Below are 16469 nucleotides of genomic sequence, written 5' to 3'. Positions count from 1 at the left end.
ATCGAATACGTAATAATCAAAGGAAGTTTTTGTGACTGATAACGCTGCAGTGGAAGCTCGTCTTTTTACAAGCGAGTCCGTTACTGAGGGGCACCCGGATAAAATCTGTGACGCCATCTCGGATGCCATCTTGGATGCACTTTTAGAAAAGGATCCGGAGTCTCGCGTCGCCGTGGAAACGCTGGTTACCACCGGCCAGGTACACGTCGTGGGCGAGGTCCGCACCAACGCCTACGTGGAAATTCCGGCCCTTGTGCGCGAGACCCTTAAGTCCATCGGCTTTACCTCTTCCGATGTGGGCTTTGATGGCAATACCTGTGGCGTCAATATCGCCATCGGCGAGCAGTCGCAGGAAATCGGTGCCGGCGTGGATACCTCCACCGAGGCGCGCGACCAGGGCGCGGATTATGACGAGGAAAATGACACCGCCGGCGCCGGCGACCAGGGCCTGATGTTTGGTTACGCGTCGAATGAAACCGCGGAGTACATGCCGTTGCCCATCGCCTTGGCGCACCGCCTGTCCCGCCGCCTGACCCAGGTGCGCAAAGAGGGCATTGTGGACCACCTGCGCCCGGATGGTAAGACCCAGGTGACCTTCGCTTATAACGATAATAATGAGCCGTCTCACCTGGATACGGTCGTTATTTCTACCCAGCACGATCCTGAGGTTGATAGCCAGTGGCTAGAAACCCACCTGCGCAGCGAGGTGCTGGACTGGGTCATTAAGGATGCCGGGCTCGATAAGTACTACACCGATGAGACCAACCTCTTGGTCAATCCTTCCGGCTCCTTCATCTTGGGCGGCCCAATGGGCGATGCAGGCCTTACCGGCCGCAAGATCATCGTGGATACCTACGGTGGCATGGCCCGCCACGGCGGCGGTGCCTTCTCCGGCAAGGACCCCAGCAAGGTGGACCGCTCTGCGGCCTACGCCATGCGCTGGGTGGCCAAGAATATCGTCGCCGCGGGCCTGGCGGATCGCGCAGAGGTGCAGGTGGCCTACGCCATCGGTCGCGCCAAGCCGGTTGGCCTCTACGTCGAGACCTTCGGAACCGCGAAGCAGAACTTGACCGATGAGCAGATCCAGGCTGCCGTCAATAAGGTCTTTGACCTTCGCCCGGCGGCCATTATCCGCGAATTGGATCTGCTGCGTCCTATTTACGCCCAGACCGCCGCCTACGGTCACTTCGGCCGCACCGACGTTGACCTGCCGTGGGAGCAGTTGGACCGAGTGGAGGAATTGCGCGCTGCCGCTGGTCTGTAGAATGTGGGCTTATGCCTAAGAAAACACCCGCCGCCCGGAAACCGGTCGCGCGGGTGTTGCCTCTTTTAGGGGTTGCCCACCTCGATCGGGGCTTTGATTACCTGGTAGATGAGGCCGAATCTGATAGCGCCCAAGCTGGGGTGAAGGTGCGCATTCGGTTTAATGGGCGCTTGGTGGATGCGATCATCGTCGAGCGCAAGCATGAGTCCGATTTTGGCGGGCAGCTGCGCTTTATCGAGCGGGTCATCTCCCCATTCCAGGTTTATCCACCGCAGCTGTCCCGGCTGGTGGAAGCCCTTGCGGATCGCTATGGCGGAATTTGCTCCGATATCATTCGCTCCGCCATTCCGCCGCGGCACGCAAAGGCAGAAGAAGCGGATTTGGATACGCCGTGGGAAGAACTCGGCGCCGCCAGCGAGACCGATTTATCCGGGTGGTCTGCCTATCAACATGGGGAAACTTTTGTTGATTCCATCTTGGGCGGGAAATTGGCCCGCGCCGCGTGGCAAATCGCTCCCGGCGATGAATGGGAAGATGCACTCGCGGCCTTAGCGGCCAAGGTTGCCCTGGGTGGGGGAGGCGTCCTTATCGTGGTCCCAGACCAAAAGGTAGTGGACGCCCTTGAAAATGCCCTGCGCGGTGTTGTGGGGCCGAAACAAATCACGGTGCTCACCAATAGCATGGGCCCGCAAGCGCGCTATCGCCGCTATCTTTCGGCCTTGGTGGGGCAGGCGCGAATCGTCATTGGAACACGCTCGGCGGCTTTTACCCCCGTGGACAACCTGCAGCTGGCCGTTATTTTTGATGATGGTAACGATAACTTGGTGGATAATATTAAGCCCTACGTCCACGCCCGGGAGGTGCTTACCACCCGCTCTGCCTTTGAAAATTGCAGCTTCATTGCGGCGAACCACTCGCGCACGGCGGAAACCCAATTATTGGTGGATTCAGGGTGGGCACACGACCTCATACCGAGCGCCTCAACCATAGAGGCACGCCGGCCGGATATTTTGGCCATTGGCGCCTACGGGCTGTCCATTTCCAGGGAGTTAGAGGGCGGTACGACCTCTGTGCAGGCGCCGGCCTTTCAGGCGGCGCAGCAGGCCCTCGACCGCGGCGAACCAGTGCTAGTGCAGGCCCCGCGCAAGGGGTATGCGCCTATTTTGGCTTGTGGAAAGTGCCATTCTCCCGCGCGGTGCCGTCACTGTAACGGGCCATTGGGGTTGCCTCCGAGCTCGGAGCGCTCAAGCGAGGAAGCCGTCATGCCTACCTGCCGTTGGTGCGGGCGCATTGCCACCAATCATCGCTGTACCGAGTGCGGTTCGCCGCGCCTGCGCGCCATCGTTTTAGGCTCTGAACGCACCGCGGAGGAATTGGGGCGCGCCTTTCCTAATACGTCCGTCGTGGTTTCTGGCGGCAATAAGGTCGTGGGCTCAATTGAAAATGCCCCGGCATTAGTGATTGCTACCCCTGGCGCCGAGCCGCGGGTGAATGGCGGCGCCTATGGCGCGGCGCTGCTATTGGACGCGGGCACCTTATTAAACCGGCAAGACTTGCGCGCCACCGAGGACTGCCTGGCCAAATGGGCGCAGGCGGCCACCATGGTCAGGCCGCATTTTAAGGGCGGGCGCGTCATCATCGCCGCGGATCCGGAACTTCCCGTCGTCCGCCACTTCATGAGCTGGGACATGGTCGCGGCCGCGGTAGAGGAATTGCGGGCCCGGCGCGAGGTGCGCTTTCCGCCGGCCGTGCACTTCGCCGCCATCGATGGGGCGGACGCGGCTCTGGATTCCTTCGAACAGTTGGTGGACCTGCCAGAGCACGCCGAGGTCTTAGGCCCGGTTCCGCTCCCGCCAGGGGACAGCCTCCCCGGGGAATACGATGCGGACCGCTTTGGCCCACCCCAACGCCTAGTGGTGCGCGCCCCGCTGGGGCCGCGATCGCAGTTGGGACGCGCGCTGCGCAAGGCTAATGCGGCGCGCAGCGCAAGAAAAGATGAATTGCCGCTTCGCATCACGGTCGATCCCATTCACGTGGGTTAGAAGTGCGCATAGACTTACCCGATTAGGCAGTACAAGAGAAAGGGACAAATCAGTGGCGGAATTAGACATCAGGCTCTACGGGGATCCCGTATTAAGCTCGCGGGCAGAAGAGATTACGACCTTTGACTCCAGCCTGCGCACGCTGGCGCAGAACATGTTGGAGACCATGGATGCCGCCGGCGGGGTGGGGCTCGCGGCGAATCAGGTGGGCATACTCAAGCGCATCTTTGTCTATGACTGTTCGCCTATCCAGGCCGGATTGCGCGGGGTTCTCATCAACCCCGTGTGGACGCCGCTGGGAGAAGACATGCAGGTTGGCCCGGAAGGATGCCTATCCATCCCGGGGATTAGCGCCGATACCCCGCGGCACAACCGGGTATTTGTCTCTGGGCGCGATGTAGAAGGCAGGCCGGTGGGGATGGTCGCCTCGGGGCTTTTGGCTCGGTGCATTCAGCATGAAACCGATCACCTTGATGGAGTGTTATTCCTGCGCCGGCTTGGCGATGCCGACCGCAAGGCCGCCATGCGTACCATCCGCGAAGCCGATTGGTTTAATAGCGCGGGGTAGGCGAGCTTCGGCAACGCAGGCAGGCTCGTTGTACCCTAGAATTTTCACCCGAGACCTCGAGGAGACTCATCCAGTATGCGGATTATTTTTGCCGGCACCCCAGAGCCGGCGGTGGTGGCATTGGAGAAATTGCTTGCCTCCAGCCACGAAGTGGTAGCGGTCATTACCCGGCCCGATGCGAAGAAGGGCAGGGGCCGCAGCCTTCACCCGAGCCCGGTAAAGGCGCTGGCGCAAGAACACGGCATCGAGGTGTTGACCCCGACCACGCTGCGGCCTGGCACGGAGGATGGCGATAACCTGCGTGAGCGCCTGGCGGAGCTGCAGCCCGAGGCCATTCCGGTGGTGGCCTATGGCAATCTCATTAGCAAGGATCTCTTGGATGTCGCGCGCCATGGCTGGGTCAACCTGCACTTTTCCCTTCTTCCCGCCTGGCGCGGCGCGGCGCCGGTGCAGGCGGCTATCGCGGCAGGCGATGATATTACCGGCGCGTCCACCTTCCGGATTGAAGAAGGCCTGGATACGGGACCGGTCTTCGGCACGGTCACAGAAGCCATCACTGGGACGGATACCGCGGACGATCTGCTCACGCGGCTGGCGTATTCCGGGGCGGATCTCCTGGTAGCCACCATGGATGGGCTGGAGGCCGGCACGCTTGAGCCGCAGGCCCAAAGCGGCGAGGCCACTTATGCGCCGAAGATTTCCACGGCCGCAGCCCGCATTGACTGGGCGCAGCCTGCCTTCTCCATCGACCGGCATATCCGCGCCCACACCCCAGGCCCGGGCGCGTGGACGCTGCTTGACGATGCCCGCCTCAAGCTCGGCCCGGTGAGTCTCACCGAGGGCATCGGCAAGCAGCTGCATCCGGGCGAGGCGCTGATTAGCAAGGACGCGGTGTACATCGGGACCGCGACGCAACCGGTGCAGCTGGATAGGATTCAGCCGCCGGGCAAAAAGATGATGAATGCGGCCGATTGGGCGCGTGGATTAGGAAAGAACGCAGAGGTGAGGTTCCAGTGACTGGTGGATTCCGCTCCCGCAGTAAGTCCGGCGACAAGGCGCCGGAGGCTACACAACACGGCAAGAACGGCGCGCCCCAGCGCGGCGGTGGGCAGCGAGGCAATGCGCAGCGTGGCCAAGACAATCGCGGCCAAGCTCAGCGTGGATCCGCACAGCGTGGTCGCGGCATGCAGGACCAGCGCAACCGCGACCACCGGGATAACCGAGGAAACCGAGGTGATCGGAATGCGGGCACAAAGAACACGGGCGCGGGGAAAACACTGGTGCAGGCCGCCATCGACCAGGGCGTGGATCCGGCCCGCGCCGTTGCCTTCGATGTGGTGCGCCGGGTAAGCGAAGAGGATGCGTTTGCCAACCTTGTCCTGCCCAAGGCGCTGCGCAAGCAGAAACTTACTGGCCGCGATGCCGCATTTGCCACGGAGATTACCTATGGCACCCTGCGCACCTTGGGCGTGCTCGATGCGGTAATCGCGCAGTGCTCCTCGCGCGAGTTGGAGGCAATCTCGCCGGTGGTCATCGATGCCCTGCGCCTGGGCACCTACCAGGTGCTCTATACGCGCGTGGAATCCCACGCTGCGGTAGATACCTCCGTCCGGCTCGTCGTGGCGGGCGGGGAGGAAAAAGCCAAAGGGTTTGCCAATGGCATTTTGCGCACCATTACCCGCACGCCGCCGAATGAGTGGCTCAAGCGCCTTGCCCCAGAAGGTGAGATTGCGGGCCTGGCCTTTAGGCATGCGCACCCAACGTGGATCGCGGAGTCTTTTGCCCGCGTTGTCGACCCCGAGGAATTGCCGGCTGTCCTAGCGGCGGATTCCGAGCGCCCGAGCGTGCACCTGGTGGCGCGGCCGGGCGAAATTTCCGCCGAGGAACTGGCACTGATTACCGGAAACGAAGAAGGTACCTACTCGCCCTACGCGGTGTATATGGATTCCGGGGACCCAGGCCAATTGGAACCGGTCCAGCAGGGCATGGCCGCGGTGCAGGATGAAGGCTCGCAGCTTATCGCCCGCGCGGTCTGCGAGGTGCCCGTCAGCGGTACCGACCAGGGCCGCTGGCTCGACCTATGCGCGGGCCCGGGTGGCAAGGCGGCCCTGATGGGGGCCTTGGCGCGCATCGAGTCCGCGCACGTTGATGCCGTGGAAGTATCACCGCACCGCGCGAAACTGATTGAAAAGACCGTGCAAGGGCTGCCGGTGACCGTCCACGTGGCCGATGGCCGCAACCCGCAGGTGGGCTCGGGATTCGATCGCATCTTGGTGGACGCGCCGTGTTCAGGGCTGGGCGCTTTGCGGCGCCGCCCAGAGGCACGCTGGCGGAAATCTGAAGCCGATATTGCCGAGCTTTCGACACTTCAATTCGAGCTATTGTCCTCTGCTCTCAAGCTCGTGCGGCCGGGCGGGGTCGTGGTGTATTCCACGTGTTCGCCGGACCTGCGCGAAACCCGTGACATCGTCGACCAAGCGGTAGAAAAGCTGGGCGCGCAGGAGCTAGATGCGCGGGAATTTATCCCAGATATGGGCAATGTGGGCAAAGAAAAATCCGTCCAAATGTGGCCGCACCGCCACGGGACCGATGCCATGTTCATGGCGGTATTGCGGCGCGGCGATGAGGAAGGGCGCTAGGATTAAAGGTATGCCTGCACCACTTATTTCTCCGTCAATTTTGGCTGCTGACTTCGCGCGGCTAGGTGAACAACTAGAGGCCATCTCGAATGCCGATTGGATCCATGTAGACATCATGGACGGGCACTTTGTGCCCAATCTTTCCTTCGGTCCGGATATTACGGCCACGGTGAAAAGGTCCACGGATAAGCCGCTTGACGTGCACCTGATGATTGAGGAGCCGGCGAAATGGGTGGAGACCTATATCAAGGCCGGTGCCACCACCATCATTTTTCATGTGGAAGCGGTTGAGAGTGAGGTAGCCGCGGTGGAATTGGCAGAAAAAATCCGGGATTTGGGCGCGCGTGCGGCCTTTTCCATCAAGCCGGATACGCCCATTGAGCCGTGGCTGGATAAGCTGCACCATTTTGATGAGGTGCTGGTCATGTCCGTGGAACCAGGTTTCGGCGGGCAGAAATTTATGCCCGCCATGCTGGAGAAGGTCCGCGCCCTGCGCGAGAGCATTGACCAGCAGAACCTGGATACCGTCATTGAAATCGATGGCGGCATCGATCCGGAAACCATTGGCTTGGCCGCGGAGGCCGGGTGCGATTCCTTCGTGGCGGGTTCGGCCGTATTCAAAAGCGATGATCCAGCGCAGGCGGTGGAAGAACTGCGCGCGCTTGCAGCACGGTCATAATGGCCGGCGCGATGGATGCAACGAATATTTCCGGAGCTTTGGTTCAGGCCATGCAGGCCGGCGCGGCGGTGCGCGGTACCACAAGCCCCAATCCACCCGTAGGCGCGGTGATTTTATCCGCAACCGGTGACGTTGTGGGGCGCGGTGCGACCCAGCCGGTGGGCGGTGCTCACGCGGAAGTCATGGCGCTGCGCGCGGCCGGCGAGAAAGCCCGCGGCGGTACGGCCGTTGTTACCCTGGAGCCCTGCGCGCATACGGGAAGGACGGGGCCTTGCGCTACGGCGCTTATCGATGCCGGAATTGCTCGCGTGTTCTACCTCCATCCCGATCCGACGCCCCAAGCAGGCGGCGGCGCGCAGGCCTTGGCCGCAGCCGGGGTAGAAGTGGGCCGGCTCACCGCGCCGGATGGCGTCGAAGACGCGGTGCGTGCTTGGTTGCGCGCGGTAAAGCTGCAGCGCCCGCACGTGACCCTGAAATTCGCACAGACCTTGGATGGGTTTACCGCTGCGGCCGATGGCACGAGCCAATGGATCACCAGCCCCGAGGCCCGCGAGTGGGTCCATGCCGATAGGGCGCGGCGCGATGCCATCATCATCGGCACTGGCACTGCGCTTGCCGATAACCCCTCGCTTACCGCACGTTGTAGCGATGGGCGTTTGCGGGAGCACCAGCCGCGCCGCGTGGTCATCGGCAAGCGCGATCTCCAAGCCGCGGGGGAGAAGGCCTCTCACCTGCAGCAGCTGGGATTTGAGCAATATGACACCATCGAGGGCGCGCTCGACGAGCTGTATACCAGCGGCGCCCGCGACGTCTTGGTGGAAGGTGGGGCGGGACTGGCCCAGAGCTTCATCGAGGCCGGTGTCGTGGACGCGCTGGCGGCGTATATTGCCCCCATCCTGCTCGGCCAAGGGCGCGGAATTCTGGCGAATGCGGTGGCGCATACGCTTGCCGATGCCCCACGTTTTACCACCGTGCGCACCACCAGCCTCGGGCCCGATGTCCTCGTCGAATACGAGGCGCGGAACGAGCGTTAAAAGATTAGATACTTAAGAGACAAATACAAGGGGTTTCATTGTTTACAGGGCTAGTACAAGAACTCGGCACGGTAGCCGCGCTCGAGCAACAGGCGGATGCGCTGCGGCTGAGCATTCGCGCGCCGCAGACGGTGAGTGACGCGCGCCTAGGGGATTCCATCGCCATCAATGGCGTGTGCCTTACCATCGCGGAATTGGATGGGGATATTTTCTGCGCTGATGTGATGCAAGAGTCATTGGACCGGACGGGACTCGGTCAGCTGAAAGAGGGCGCGCGGGTGAACGTTGAGTCGGCATTGCTGCCGACCACGCGGCTGGGTGGACACATGATGCAGGGCCATGTCGATGACACGGCGCGCTTGGTCTCGCGCGAGCACTCGGAGCACTGGGACGTGCTGCGCTTTAGCTTGCCCCGCGATCTTGCTCGGTACGTCGTGGAAAAGGGCTCCATCGCGGTCAACGGCACGTCCTTGACCGTCAGCGCCGTAGGCGAAGATTGGTTCGAGGTCTCCCTCATCCCAACCACCTTGCGGGAGACGACGCACGGTGAATCCAAGGTTGGCGATATCGTAAACCTCGAGGTGGATGTGCTGGCGAAGTACGTGGAAAAGATGCTTCACCCCGAATCCGGAAGTGCTCAAGCAAAGGACTAGACTGCTAGGTTATGTTCGCGACTGAAGAGAGCATCCATTTTGATGCCATCGATCACGCCATTGCGGAGATTGCCGCCGGCAAGCCGGTCATCGTCATGGATGATGAAGGACGGGAAAACGAAGGGGATCTGATCTTTGCCGCGGAGCTGGCAACCCCGGAACTGGTCGCGTTTATGGTGCGGTATTCCTCCGGATACGTGTGCGCCTCGCTATTGCCGGAAGATTGCCAGCGGCTCGATTTGCCGCCGATGATGGCGCAGAATCAGGACGTGCGCCAGACCGCTTATACGGTCACCGTGGATGCGGCAACGGGCTCTACCGGAATTTCTGCGGCCTCCCGCGCGGAAACCATCCGCCGCTTGGCGGATCCTTCGACCCGGTCCAGCGACTTTACCCGGCCAGGACACGTCGTTCCCCTGCGCGCACGGCCCGGTGGGGTGCTGGAGCGCGATGGGCACACGGAAGCCGCCGTCGATTTGGCGCGCCTTGCTGGCCTTCGTCCTGCGGGCGTGCTGTGTGAAGTCGTATCAGAAGAAGACCCGACGGATATGGCCCGCGGGCCGGAGCTGCGCCGCTTTGCCGATAAGCACGGCCTCGCCCTGATTTCTATCGCGCAGCTCATCGAGTGGCGCCGCCACCATGAGGTGCAAACCCAGCGCGCGGTGGAAACCCGCTTGCCCACCGAGTATGGCGAATTCACCGCGATTGGTTACCGCCATGACCTCGATGGCCAAGAGCACATCGCCTTGATCGCCGGCGATCCCGCGCAGCTTCGCGGCGCCCGCGATGTTGTGGTGCGCGTGCATTCCGAGTGCCTGACCGGAGACGTCTTTGGCTCGCGCCGCTGCGATTGCGGCCCCCAATTGCAGGAATCCCTGCGCAAGGTGCAGGAAGCCGGCAGCGGGGTGGTAATTTACCTGCGCGGCCACGAGGGCCGCGGGATCGGGTTGGTGCACAAGCTGCAGGCGTACCGGCTCCAGGACGAGGGCTGGGATACAGTCGATGCCAACCTGGAACAAGGGCTGCCCGAAGACGCCCGCGAGTATTCCGTGGCCGGCCAGATCCTGAAGGACCTTGGGGTGGAATCGGCGCAGCTGTTGACCAATAACCCACACAAGGGCGAAGGCCTTGCCGGCTTTGGTATCGAGGTCAGCCGGCACACCCCGCTGACCATCGCGGCAAATGCCGATAATATTCGGTATTTGCGGACTAAACGCGACCGCATGGGCCACAATCTTCCGCAGGTGGCACAGTGGGACGCGCAGCACGAAGGAGAATTAGGCAAATGAGTAAAGAAGGATTACCGGCTATCGCGCAGGTAGATGCGCGCGGCCTGCGCGTCGCGGTGGTGACCGCGACGTGGAACGAAGAGGTCTGCGATCAGTTGCACCAACAAGCGGTGGACACTGCGCGTGCTAATGGGGCAGAGGTCGCGGAGTTCCGCGTCGTCGGCTCCCTGGAACTGGGCGTGGTTGTCCAAGCAGCCGCGCGGAAATTCGATGCCGTCGTTGCCTTGGGCTGCGTCATCCGTGGCGGTACTCCGCACTTCGATTATGTCTGCGATTCCGTCACCCAAGCTCTCACGCGCATCTCCTTGGATGAATCGACGCCGATTGGCAATGGGGTATTGACGGTCAATGACCAGCAGCAGGCCATCGATCGCGCAGGTTTTCCTGACTCGGCGGAAAACAAGGGCGCAGAATCCATGATTGCGGCTTTAGATACCGCGCTGCAATTGCGTAGACTAAACGCAGATTAAAGGCAGGCAGGACTTCCGGAGGAGTAAAGCACATGAATGAGGCCGCAGCCTCGAATGAATCCCACCCGCGCCGCTCTCTCAGCGATGCAGAGGTATTGGCCTATACCAGCGCGGATCCCTTCGCACGGACCACGTCGAAGCCGTGGGAATATACCGCTAAGTCCCCGTTCTTGCGCAAGATCGCCATCGGCTGGGTCATCCTAGTCATGGCCATCCATATTTTCATGGGTGTCACGCTCGATATCTCCTTTACCGGCGCGCACGTGACCACCATCGATAAATTCGCTTTCCCCGGTGTGGGCGTAGTCATTTCCATCTTGTCCTGGATTGCGCTGAACCGGCCGCGGTTGCAGGCCAATGAGGATGGGGTAGAGGTCCGCAATATCATCGGCACGCGCTTTTACCCGTGGCAGGTGGTCTACGGGCTGTCTTTCCCCGTCGGCCAGCGCATGGCCCGCCTTGAGCTGCCAGAGTTTGAGGCCGTGCCCGTGTGGGCATTGCAATCCGGCGATAAGGATACCGTGATCACAAAAGTCCGTGACTTCCGCGATCTGGAAGCCAAATACATGCCGCAGGATTAAGCATTGGCAGATCCAACAACCTATCGCCCCGCCCCGGGAACCATTCCGACGGAGCCGGGTGTCTATAAGTTCCGCGATGAGAACCGGCGCGTCATTTACGTAGGCAAGGCCAAAAACCTGCGGGCGCGCTTGTCCAATTATTTCCAAGACATTACGCAGCTGCACCCGCGCACGCGGCAGATGGTGCTGACCGCCAGCTCCGTGGAGTGGACGGTTGTTGCCAGCGAAGTTGAAGCCCTGCAGCTGGAATATACCTGGATTAAGCGGTTCGACCCGCACTTCAACGTCATGTACCGCGATGACAAGACGTATCCCATGCTTGCCGTCTCGGTGGGAGAGGTTGTCCCGCGCGCCTTTTTCTACCGCGGCCCCCGCCGTAAGGGGGTGCGCTACTTCGGGCCCTATTCCCATGCATGGGCGGTGCGCGAAAGCCTGGATCTACTCACCCGCGTCTTTCCCATGCGCACCTGTTCAAAGGGTGTATATAACCGGCATGAGCGGCTGGGGCGGCCGTGCCTTTTGGGCTACATCGGCAAGTGCGATGCGCCCTGTATCGGGCGGGTAAGCAAGGAAGAACACCGCGAGACCGTCAATGAGTTGGTCTCGTTCATGAACGGCAACACGGCGGGCGTTAGGCGCAAGCTGGTCAAGGACATGGAGGCTGCCGCCGAAAACCTGGAATTTGAGCGCGCGGCGCGGCTGCGCGATGACCTTGGGGCCATCGATAAGATTATGGAGCAACAAGCGGTTGTCTTCGCCGATGGCACCGATGCCGATCTGATTGCGTTTAATTCCGATGAATTAGAAGCCGCCGTCCAAATCTTTCACGTCCGCGGCGGCAGGATCCGCGGCCAGCGCGGCTGGGTCGTTGAACGCGCCGGCGACCAGGCAACCTCTGAGCCCATTGAGGAGGGCCAACCCGATCCCGCCTTGCCCGCCCTGGTGCAAAACTTCCTCATCCAATTTTACTCGGATGCCGTGGAGCGCGAAGAACAAGAAGCCCGCGAAGATGCGGCTTTAGCTGCGGATGTGCCACGGCGCGGGGTGGACCAGGAATCGCACATGGAACAGCGCCACGTCCACGTCATCCCGCGCGAGATTCTGGTCCAGGCCATGCCGGAGGAATCCGAACAAGTGGTGTCCCTCTTGGAAGACCTGCGTGGTGCGCGCGTCGATCTCCGCGTTCCCCAACGCGGCGATAAACGCTCCCTTATGGATACCGTGGAGAAGAACGCCAAGGAGCAGCTGCGCCAGCACAAGCTGAAGCGCGTGGGCGACCTCACCGCGCGGTCTGCGGCGCTGCAGGATATCCAGGATGCTTTGGGAATGGACCAAGCGCCGCTGCGCATTGAGTGCACCGATATTTCGCATATCCAAGGCACCGATGTCGTCGCCTCCCTGGTGGTTTTTGAAGACGGTATCCCGAAGAAATCCGATTACCGGCGCTACCGCATCAAGGAAGCCGCCGGCGACGGGCATTCCAATGACGTCGGCTCCATTGCAGAAATCACGCGGCGCCGGTTTAAGCGCCACAACCAAGATAAGTTGGCGAACCCAGACGAGGAAAAGGAAGAGTCTTCGTTCGCGGAAGAAAAGGTGGCGGAAGAATCCGCCGAGGCAGGCCGCCGCTTTGCCTATCCTCCTCAGTTGTTCATCGTGGACGGCGGCGCGCCCCAGGTGGCCGCGGCGCAAGAGGTATTCGATGAACTGGGCATTGTCGATGTCACCCTCGTGGGGCTGGCCAAGCGCTTGGAAGAAATTTGGGTGCCAGGCGATAATGAACCGGTGATTTTGCCGCGCAATTCCCAGGCCCTGTTCTTGCTGCAGCAGATTCGCGATGAGGCGCACCGCTTTGCCATTACCTACCACCGGCAACAACGGTCTAAGCGCATGCGCTCTTCGGCGCTCGATGCAATTCCTGGTCTCGGTCCACAGCGCCGGACGGATTTGGTCAAGCATTTTGGCTCCGTCAAAAAGCTCAAGGCTGCTTCGGTGGATGAGCTCTGCGAGGTCAACGGCTTCGGGCCGAAGCTGGCTCAGACCGTCTACGATAAGTTGCACGACGCACAGTAAATAAGCAGCATTCTGGCAGAAGTGTAGAGCGCGAAAACGCTAGACTGGTGTGCATGACGCACTTCGAGACTCCGCCCATCTTGATTACCGGCATGTCCGGCGGCGGGTTGAGTTCCGCCGCCAAGGTTTTTGAGGATAAGGGCTACTACGTGGCGCATAATATCCCGCCGCGCGCCATCGTGGACCTGTGGAAATTGTGCAACCAGGAAGAAACGCCCGTTGAAAAGGTTGCGGCGGTAACGGACGTGCGTTCCCGCATGTTTCCGGGGTCCCTCATGGAGACCATCGATGAGCTAACGGCATTGGGTATGAAGCCCACCGTGCTCTTCCTCGATGCCCGCGATGATGTGCTCATCCGTCGCTTCGACTCTGTGCGGCGCACCCACCCCTTGCAGGGCGAAGATACCTTGAAGGTGGGCATTCAACGCGAACGCCAAGCGGTGGCGGAGATTCGGGATCGCTCCGATATCATCATCGATTCCACGAACCTCTCGATTCATGACTTGCGCCGGGCTATCGAAGCTGCATTTGGCGAATTTCAGAATACGAACCAGCACGTCACGGTGGAATCCTTCGGATTTAAAAACGGTTCCCCGCGCGATGCCGACATCGTTGTCGACGTACGCTTTTTGCCCAATCCCTACTGGATTCCGGAGCTGCGCGGCTGCCGCGGTACGGATGCGCCTGTGGCCGATTATGTCCTGTCGCAACCGGCCGCCCAGAAATTTGTGGATAATTTTGTCGCCATGTTTTCCACCATGCTCGAGGGATACCGGCACGAGGGCAAGAACTTCATCACCGTGGGCGTCGGCTGTACCGGCGGGCATCACCGCTCGGTTGCGGTAGCTGAGGACATCGCCAAGCGCCTGCGCGCCAATGACACCCTTGACGTCAGCATTTTGCACCGGGATATCGCCCGCAATTAGGGCTGAGGAGCATTAAAAACTGTATGGAACACCCTTCTCATATGGTCTGCCTTGGCGGCGGCCATGGTCTTTATCAAACCCTTTTATCCGCGCGGCGCAGCAATGCAGCGGATATTTCTGCCATCGTGACGGTTGCCGATGATGGCGGATCTTCGGGGCGCCTGCGCCGGGAATTGGATATCATTCCACCCGGTGACCTGCGCATGGCTTTGGCGGCGCTAGCCGATGACAATCGGATAGGCGAGCTGTGGGGCAAGACCCTCCAGCATCGCTTTGGCGGCAATGGCGCTATGGCAGGCCATGCCGTGGGCAACCTCATGATCGCCGGTTTGACCGGGGTTTTGGGCGATTACCAGGCCGCCTTGGACGCGGTGGCGGAGCTTACCCACTCGCACGGGCGGGTCATCCCCGTGGTCCCGCATCCCCTAGAAATTGAGGCCGATGTCTCAGGGCTTGACGATGACCCCCGGGTCATGCGCCAGGTCCGCGGCCAGGTCGCGGTGGCATCGACGCCGGGGCATGTGCGGCGCGTGCGAATCCTGCCTGAAGCCCCACAAGCCAATCCCGCCGCGCTGGAGGCCATTAGACAAGCTGATCTTATTACCATCGGTCCGGGATCCTGGTTTAGCTCCGTGCTGCCACATACGTTGGTGCCAGAGATCGTCCAGGCCATTTCTGAATCCAATGCCTTGCGCGTCGTCATGCTCAACCTGTCGGCCGAACCGGGAGAAACCCAAGGCTTTTCTGCGGAGCGCCACGTGCACGTTCTTGCCCGTCACGCACCGAATTTGCGCATCGATCGCATCGTGGTGGATGCGGCAGCGCTGCCGAATGAGAGCGAACGGGTTTATGTGCAGCGCGCCGCGCAAGCCTTGGGGGCGCGCGCGGTATTTGCGGATGTCAGCATTCAGGATGACAATGGACAGCGATTGATGAAACACGATCCAGACAAACTTTCTTCTGTCATCGTGGATCTTTATAACGAGTACCGGCGGGCCTAATTAAAATCAGGCCAGCCAGTCCTCAATGCGCGGGGCACGGTAAAATAAGAAAATTCAGTTTCCCACGCAGTAGTTGGTGTGCGTGGGGCCGTGCATTGCACAAGCGTCATTCGTGACTGTGACAGAGAAATGGGGCGAACTAGGTGACCACACCGTTGACCGAACAGGTCAAAGAAGAACTAGCGGCGGTAGGCGTAACCCGTCAGTCCGCGCGCGCAGCGGAGCTCGCATCGATTCTGCGCTTTGCCGGAGAGGTAGACGTCTCTGGGGACAGCATGGCCTATGAGCTCGAGCTCGATAACCAGGCTATTGCGCAGCGCATCCTCGTGGCTTTGGACGAGCTCTACGGGATCGAAGCGGAAAGCCATGTTGTTGGCCCTGCGGGGACGGCGAAGAAATCCCGCGTCATCGTGCGCATCACCAAAGGAGCGAAGGAGCTAACCCGCCGCCTGGGCCTGATCACCCGTTCCGGTCACGCCGTGGTGGGGCTTCCCCCGCAGGTCATTTCCGGCACGGTGGCAGATAGCGAGGCCGCGTGGAGGGGTGCCTTCCTTGCCCACGGCAGCCTGACGGAGCCAGGGCGTTCTTCGGCGCTGGAAGTAACCTGCCCCTGCCAAGAGGCCGCGTTGGCACTCGTGGGCTGCGCGCGGCGCCTGGGGATTTCCGCGAAGACAAAAGAGACCCGCGGCGAGGATCGGGTCGTTGTTCGCGACGGCGATGCCATTGGCGCGCTGCTGACCCGCATGGGCGCTCAGGTGACCCGCTTGTCTTGGGAAAAGAAGCGGGTAAAGCGCGAAGCGCACGATACATCGCGCCGGTTGGATAACTTTGATGATGCCAACCTGCGCCGTTCCGCACGGGCCGCCGTGACCGCCGCGGCGCGCGTGGATAGGGCGATGGAAATCTTGGGTGATGACGTTCCCGAGCACCTGGCCGATGCCGGCCGCCTGCGCGTGCAGCACCGCGAGGCCTCCTTGGAGGAGCTCGGCCGGCTGGCGGATCCGCCCATGACCAAGGATGCGGTGGCCGGGCGCATTCGGCGCCTATTGTCCATGGCGGATAAGCGGGCCGAAGAACTGGATATCCCCGATACTAACGAGTCCATCTCGGACGATCTTTTTGGTGACTCTTAGGCGCTGGGTACGATTGGCTCCGGCTCTTTGAACCACGAAAGGCGGGAAGGAGACAGCACTGAGGTGCTTGTCCTTCCCGCCTTGTGTTGTGCCGCGGCCCAGCACCGAGGATGATTT

Annotated in this window: 15 protein-coding genes; all 15 read left to right on the top strand. The window is 61.3% G+C overall.

The genetic code is table 11. The features are described 5' to 3' along the window. Positions 1-31 precede the first annotated feature (31 nt). Positions 32-1264, top strand: coding sequence for a methionine adenosyltransferase (gene metK / locus EL217_RS06350; protein ID WP_005283131.1), 1233 nt, complete (start codon positions 32-34; stop codon positions 1262-1264). 11 nt (positions 1265-1275) lie between these two features. Next, positions 1276-3306 (top strand): primosomal protein N', encoded by a 2031-nt coding sequence (locus EL217_RS06345; RefSeq protein WP_126319106.1) that lies wholly within the window; start codon positions 1276-1278, stop codon positions 3304-3306. A 52-nt stretch (positions 3307-3358) separates the two neighbouring features. Then, positions 3359-3874: a peptide deformylase gene (gene def / locus EL217_RS06340; protein WP_126319104.1), complete on the top strand. Its 516-nt coding sequence runs from the start codon at positions 3359-3361 to the stop codon at positions 3872-3874. A gap of 75 nt (positions 3875-3949) precedes the next feature. Then, positions 3950-4891, top strand: a complete 942-nt coding sequence (gene fmt / locus EL217_RS06335) for a methionyl-tRNA formyltransferase (protein ID WP_005279087.1) — start codon at positions 3950-3952, stop codon at positions 4889-4891. Continuing rightward, on the top strand, positions 4888-6513 hold the full coding sequence (locus EL217_RS06330; RefSeq protein ID WP_172596718.1) for an RsmB/NOP family class I SAM-dependent RNA methyltransferase: 1626 nt from the start codon (positions 4888-4890) through the stop codon (positions 6511-6513). Before fmt ends, EL217_RS06330 begins: the two co-directional genes overlap by 4 nt. A gap of 10 nt (positions 6514-6523) precedes the next feature. Further along, positions 6524-7192, top strand: coding sequence for a ribulose-phosphate 3-epimerase (gene rpe, locus EL217_RS06325; RefSeq protein WP_232018217.1), 669 nt, complete (start codon positions 6524-6526; stop codon positions 7190-7192). A gap of 11 nt (positions 7193-7203) precedes the next feature. Further along, positions 7204-8226 (top strand): bifunctional diaminohydroxyphosphoribosylaminopyrimidine deaminase/5-amino-6-(5-phosphoribosylamino)uracil reductase RibD, encoded by a 1023-nt coding sequence (gene ribD / locus EL217_RS06320; protein ID WP_232018215.1) that lies wholly within the window; start codon positions 7204-7206, stop codon positions 8224-8226. Positions 8227-8264: 38 nt separating this feature from the next. Then, a complete protein-coding gene (locus tag EL217_RS06315; protein WP_126319098.1) occupies positions 8265-8879 on the top strand; it encodes a riboflavin synthase in 615 nt (204 codons plus the stop codon). An 11-nt stretch (positions 8880-8890) separates the two neighbouring features. After that, positions 8891-10168, top strand: coding sequence for a bifunctional 3,4-dihydroxy-2-butanone-4-phosphate synthase/GTP cyclohydrolase II (locus EL217_RS06310; RefSeq protein ID WP_126319096.1), 1278 nt, complete (start codon positions 8891-8893; stop codon positions 10166-10168). Next, the gene (gene ribH / locus EL217_RS06305) at positions 10165-10638 is read left to right on the top strand and encodes a 6,7-dimethyl-8-ribityllumazine synthase (RefSeq protein WP_023030700.1); all 474 of its coding nucleotides are present in this window, start codon (positions 10165-10167) and stop codon (positions 10636-10638) included. Before EL217_RS06310 ends, ribH begins: the two co-directional genes overlap by 4 nt. A gap of 32 nt (positions 10639-10670) precedes the next feature. Further along, positions 10671-11219 (top strand): PH domain-containing protein, encoded by a 549-nt coding sequence (locus EL217_RS06300; protein WP_005279101.1) that lies wholly within the window; start codon positions 10671-10673, stop codon positions 11217-11219. A 3-nt stretch (positions 11220-11222) separates the two neighbouring features. Continuing rightward, the gene (gene uvrC / locus EL217_RS06295) at positions 11223-13292 is read left to right on the top strand and encodes an excinuclease ABC subunit UvrC (RefSeq protein WP_126319094.1); all 2070 of its coding nucleotides are present in this window, start codon (positions 11223-11225) and stop codon (positions 13290-13292) included. Positions 13293-13336: 44 nt separating this feature from the next. Further along, a complete protein-coding gene (gene rapZ / locus EL217_RS06290) occupies positions 13337-14218 on the top strand; it encodes an RNase adapter RapZ (RefSeq protein WP_172596749.1) in 882 nt (293 codons plus the stop codon). A 23-nt stretch (positions 14219-14241) separates the two neighbouring features. Continuing rightward, entirely contained in the window at positions 14242-15219 is a 978-nt protein-coding gene (locus tag EL217_RS06285; RefSeq protein WP_023017457.1) for a gluconeogenesis factor YvcK family protein, read from the top strand. 155 nt (positions 15220-15374) lie between these two features. Next, positions 15375-16352, top strand: a complete 978-nt coding sequence (whiA, locus tag EL217_RS06280) for a DNA-binding protein WhiA (RefSeq protein WP_084538544.1) — start codon at positions 15375-15377, stop codon at positions 16350-16352. Positions 16353-16469 lie beyond the last annotated feature (117 nt).

It is taken from the genome of Corynebacterium segmentosum, from assembly GCF_900637825.1.
Classification (GTDB): domain Bacteria; phylum Actinomycetota; class Actinomycetes; order Mycobacteriales; family Mycobacteriaceae; genus Corynebacterium; species Corynebacterium accolens.
The sequence above is the reverse complement of the archived record's forward strand: the minus strand, read 5'-3'. Positions and strand labels throughout refer to the sequence as shown.

Coding starts and splice junctions, on each gene's coding strand:
- EL217_RS06345 (WP_126319106.1), top strand. CDS start 1,276: ATGCCTAAGAAAACACCCGCCGCCCGGAAACCGGTCGCGCGGGTGTTG.
- fmt (WP_005279087.1), top strand. CDS start 3,950: ATGCGGATTATTTTTGCCGGCACCCCAGAGCCGGCGGTGGTGGCATTG.
- rpe (WP_232018217.1), top strand. CDS start 6,524: ATGCCTGCACCACTTATTTCTCCGTCAATTTTGGCTGCTGACTTCGCG.
- ribD (WP_232018215.1), top strand. CDS start 7,204: ATGGATGCAACGAATATTTCCGGAGCTTTGGTTCAGGCCATGCAGGCC.
- EL217_RS06310 (WP_126319096.1), top strand. CDS start 8,891: ATGTTCGCGACTGAAGAGAGCATCCATTTTGATGCCATCGATCACGCC.
- ribH (WP_023030700.1), top strand. CDS start 10,165: ATGAGTAAAGAAGGATTACCGGCTATCGCGCAGGTAGATGCGCGCGGC.
- EL217_RS06300 (WP_005279101.1), top strand. CDS start 10,671: ATGAATGAGGCCGCAGCCTCGAATGAATCCCACCCGCGCCGCTCTCTC.
- EL217_RS06285 (WP_023017457.1), top strand. CDS start 14,242: ATGGAACACCCTTCTCATATGGTCTGCCTTGGCGGCGGCCATGGTCTT.